Here is a 4859-nt window from a genome sequence, read left to right as displayed (position 1 = left end):
AGTCAATTCAACCAATCACTAAAACAATTGGTATCAACAAACTTGGCACACTATTGAGTTCTCAAACAACAGACACACCCGGCACCACCACAACATCACAGTCATGAATCGCTCCGGAGCAACTTTCCAAACTTACCCGAACCCCGGAAGCTTTGCAAATCAGCGTTTCCGCGACACAAACTCCAGGAACCCGGCCCCACCCAAACCAGCACGCCCAAAAGCGCACCATATTCCAGGCTGTTCAAAAAAGGGGGTTGGCCGCAATCTTTCCGCATCAGCGGCGGCGACTCAGAAAACAATACACGCCCCCACACCAACCCGCAAATCCACCCCCACACCCACCCCACACCCCCAAAACCCCCGCCACCACAGGGTTTTTGAGGGCGCAGGACCGAAGCTAGCGTGTCCGCACCGCGGTCTTCGCGGCTATGGACTGGCTCACATTCTTTTTGGCCACTCAGCTACGGACCTTAAGGCTCAACTTGAAGTCCGCTTCCCGCGGCTTAAGGCGGTAATGCTCCAGGACGCCGGGGCCACAGGCAGCGGTGCCTACGCCCCGGAGCGCATGGTCGAGATACACGTAGGTCCGCCCGTCGGCCTTCAAGTCCGGACGATGGGCCGCTGCATGCAGAACGTTCATGTCATACGGCCGGACAGTCAAGGCAAAGGGATCACCGGAAATTTCGAGCGTGCTGCCACCCACCGCCAGGGCGGCCGAGCGCACCCCGGACCGGGCCCCGGACTCCTGTGGCCGCACGTAGTCCACGTCCATCTCTGCCAGGGAATTCGAGAACCAGCCCGTCCGCGTCCCCTGTCCTGTGTCCGGATAGCTCTGGTGGGGGCCCTGGCCGAACCAACTCACGGTCGACGTCTCTTCACCCAGCACGAGTTCCAGCCCTATCCGCGCCCATTCCACTTCAAAACCCCGGTTGACCCACTTGCCGTCAAGCCGGACCTGGGTCCGGAGTGCAACCGTTTCGCCGTCGCTGCTCCAGGTGTAATCCACAAAAACTCCGTACTGCTTGTCCGCAGCGCTCACGCGGGTACGCACCGTCAGCGTTTCCCCGCCTTCCGGGCTCGCGTCCGCGCTAATGCCCAGCAGCCGGGCGTGGAGGAGGTTCAGCCTGGCATCCTTCCATTGCGTGGCGAGCGGGCGCTCATCGGTGCCGCCCCATTCCCGGCCGAGGTCATTGTCTGTAGGCGGCCACCACAACGTCAGGCCCAGCTTCTCCACGGGCACGCCGCCAATGGAGGTGGGCATTCCGGTAATTCGGCTGAACACCACAGGCCCCAGGTGAAGTTCGCTGTCCTGAACGAGCACGGGTTCAAGGGGCGCCAGCTGAACCCTGGCGTCACGCGACCGAACCGATTGCCCCCACGCAAGCTCATGCCCAGCTGAAGCCCACGCTGAATCAGTGGCGAGGACTGCACTCACAGTCAGCACCGCCGGCTGGCCGTCGGGCAGGCCTGCAGCCAGAGAGGCAACACTGCCCGGAAGCCCCACAACTGCTTCGGCCTGAGGTGCCACGGACTCGACGTCCACCGTGCCTGCGCCGAGCGTGCCGCCGTCGGCCTCCACCCCGTAACGGAAGCTGTAGGCGCCAGTGTCTGCAAAGTCGTGGCCGTTGCGGACGGTGAAGCCGGACCAGTCGGCGGCCACGGTGATGTGCAGCGGTTCGATGACCTTTTTGAAGTCCAGCAACCCCGGCCTGGGGTTGCGGTCCGGGTCCACCAGCCCATCGGTGACGAAGTTGCCGTCGTGGACTTCCTCACCGAAGTCCCCGCCGTAGGCGTAGTGCTCGCCGCCGGCCGGTGAAGCGACGGTGATGCCGTGTTCCAGCCATTCCCACACAAAGCCGCCCATCAGGCGGGGGTACTTCTGGAAAAGCTCCTGGTACTCGCTCATGCCGCCGGGGCCGTTGCCCATGGCATGGACATATTCGCAGAGCACAAATGGCATGGCCCGGCGTCGGATGTCCAGCTCGGCGTCTTCCAGGGCCGGCTCGATCCCCTGCCCGATCAGTGCTGTTTCCGCCTGGCTGGCGTACATGCGGGAGTAAACGTCAACGTACGCCGAGGACCAGTCACCCTCGTAATGGATGGGCCGGGACGGGTCCCGGTCCTTGGTCCAGCGCGACATGGCGGCGAGGTTCCTGCCGGTGCCGGCCTCGTTGCCCAGCGACCACATGACCACCGCCGCGTGGTTCTTGTCACGCTCCACAGTGCGGCGCATGCGGTCTACCAGCGCAGTTTCCCACCGGGGATCATCGCTGGGATTTCCGGCCCAGCCGGCGCTCTCAAAGCCGTGCGTTTCGAGGTCGCATTCAAGCACAACGTAGAAGCCAAGCTGGTCCGCAAGTGCAAGGAAGTCCGGATGCGGCGGGTAGTGGGACGTTCGGATGGCGTTGATGTTGTGCTGCTTCATAAGCCGCAGCTCGGCCTCCACCACATCCCGGGGCACCACCCGGCCAAGGCGGGGGTGGTGCTCGTGGCGGTTGACGCCGCGCAGCAGGGTCCGCCGGCCGTTGACCTTGAACTGCGCGTCTTCAATGACAATGCTGCGGAAGCCCACCTGCAGGGCCACGGATTCCCCTTGCGTACTGACCGTTGCCTCGTATAGCCGGGGCATCTCAGCCGACCACGGACCGACGGCAGGGACGCGCACCTCGGTGCCGGCGGTGAGTTCCAGGTTCAGTTCCGGAACGCGCACGACGGCGTGAATCGCCTGGCCGCCCCGGCTTGCTTCCACCTTGAGAATGCCTTCGCCGCTCAGGTGGTCGTAGTCGGCGTGGACAAAGACGTCATCGATGCCCGCGGCCGGACGGGCCTGCAGGGCGACGTCCCGGAAGATGCCGGGGAGCCACCACATATCCTGGTCTTCCGCGTAGCTGGCGGCCGAGAACTGGGCGACGCGCACGGCCAGGGTGTTTTTGCCTTCCTTAAGGACCGCGGACACGTCGAATTCGTGGGCCAGTCTGCTGCCGCGGGTGGTGCCGAGTTCCACTCCGTTCAACCACACAGTTCCAGCAGACTCGATGCCGTCAAACCGCAGAAGTGCATGCGGAAGGAACTCGGGCCCGGCCTCAAATACCACCACGTGGTCACCAATCGGGTTGGCCTCGGGCACGTGCGGCGGCTCAACGGCAAACGGGAACTGGACGTTGGTGTACGCGGGACCACCGTGACCATGCATGGACCAGTTGGACGGCACGGGCAGGCTTTCGAATCCGTTCAGATCCCTTCCCTGCTGCCAGCCGTCATCAGGTGCCGTTCGGATTCCCGCGCTGAGGCGGAACTGCCACTCCCCGTTGAGTGACAGCTTTGGGGCGTCACTCTCCAGGTAAGCCCGCGCAGGCAGGCTGCCCGTGCCCGGCTCCAGAGAGGACAGCTCCAGGAGGCTCTCGGCGCCAAGTTCGAGGCTGGCGGCAGGCAATTCTGGGGTGAGTTCCGGGCCGACGCCGGCCAGCACGGAGGGCGATTGAACTGACATGGGCTTCCTTGCTTCATAGGTTTATCGGAAGGGTTACAGGCGGGCGTTCGGTTCCTGGCCCCTGACGTGAACGTTCACGGGACGCATGCTGATCGTAGTCGACTTTGTCCGAGTTGAGTAGGGTCAGGCCGACTGACGAAGGACGAGCTTGTGTTGGAGCACCAGCACGGCACCTTCGCTTCCAGCCTCCACGGTGCCGGTCAGCAGGTTATCGACGAGGTCGACGGCGGCCCGCCCAACCGCGCGAAGGTCGAGGGACAGAGTGGTCAGCTCGGGTGTCACGAGCTCCCCCAAAGGTATCCCGTCCATTCCGATCACGGCGCAGTCCCCCGGCACCGTTCTGCCCGCCCCGTGCAGGGCTTTAAGTGCCCCTGCTGCCATGAGGTCATTGAATACTAAGAGCCCGTCAATCCCGGCATGCTGTTCAATCATGGATTGGACAGCTGCCCGGGCCGCAGCGGCGGAGTCAACGCTTTGCCGGACGGTGAGCCTGATGCCGGCGCCAGCCGCGGCATCAGCGACTGCCCGGCCGCGGGTGGTGACGCGGCCCTCTTGGTCCGAATCAAGATAGGCGATCTGCCTGCAGCCAACTTCCCTGAGGCGTTCCAAGGCAATTCGCGCTCCACGGGAGTAGTCAAAGGAGATGCAGCCAGCTGCTTGGCCTGACGGGTAATCGAGCACTACTACCGGGCGTCGGCCCATCAGTGCCTGGGCATCACTCGAGCAGGCACCAAGATAGCCGACAAGGGCGTCGACCTGTGGTGCCAGGCGGGTCACGGCGTCCAGGCCACTGCCGCTGCCGTGGCCAAAATCATCAACCACCACGTTCCAGCCCCTCTGGCTTGCCACCTCGACCACGCTGGAAGCGAAGGCAGGGAAGTACGGGTTGGTGAGGTCAGGTATGGCTAGCCCCAGGGAGACGCGGGCACCCTGCACCAGGCCCTTCGCAAACCGGCTGGGGGTGTAGCCCAGCTCTCCCGCGAGCTGTTGGACGCGCTCCCGGGTGGCCGGGCTGATTCCGGTCATGTCGTTCATGGCGCGGGTCACGGTCTGGCGTGAAACACCGGCAGCAGCCGCAACATCCAGGATGGTGGCCCGGCGAATGCGCGGCTCGCGGGAACTCGGGGTCATGCCGTAAGTCTAGGCGGCAGCTTTGGTTGCGCTATCAGTTGTGGTTGTGTTGGGGCCCTTTTGGGGGCTCTATCTGATGGCCCATCCGGGGTGTGGTGTGGTGTGGGTGGTTAAAGCGGTAGGGCCCTGACATCTGGTGTCAGGGCCCTACTCGTAATGTGTGTCCGGCGGTGACCTACTCTCCCACACCCTCCCGGGTGCAGTACCATCGGCGCTGTGGGTCTTAGCTTCCGGGTTC

2 protein-coding genes and 1 rRNA gene are annotated in these 4859 nt (G+C 64.0%); all 3 read right to left on the bottom strand.

What is annotated here, in order from left to right; genetic code table 11:
• Positions 1-457: 457 nt before the first annotated feature.
• Positions 458-3490 carry a glycoside hydrolase family 2 TIM barrel-domain containing protein gene (locus tag CXQ88_RS21220; protein ID WP_104046135.1) on the bottom strand — a complete coding sequence of 1011 codons (3033 nt, stop codon included), beginning with the start codon at positions 3488-3490 and terminating at the stop codon, positions 458-460.
• Between the two features lie 123 nt (positions 3491-3613).
• The gene (locus CXQ88_RS21215) at positions 3614-4621 is read right to left on the bottom strand and encodes a LacI family DNA-binding transcriptional regulator (RefSeq protein ID WP_104046134.1); all 1008 of its coding nucleotides are present in this window, start codon (positions 4619-4621) and stop codon (positions 3614-3616) included.
• Between the two features lie 162 nt (positions 4622-4783).
• Positions 4784-4859: ribosomal RNA gene (rrf, locus tag CXQ88_RS22880) — 5S ribosomal RNA — on the bottom strand; the annotation flags it as partial.

Source organism: Arthrobacter sp. ZGTC412 (assembly GCF_002929215.1).
Taxonomy (GTDB): Bacteria; Actinomycetota; Actinomycetes; order Actinomycetales; family Micrococcaceae; genus Arthrobacter.
Note: the sequence above shows the minus strand (reverse complement) of the source record. Positions and strands in the feature narration are given on the sequence as shown.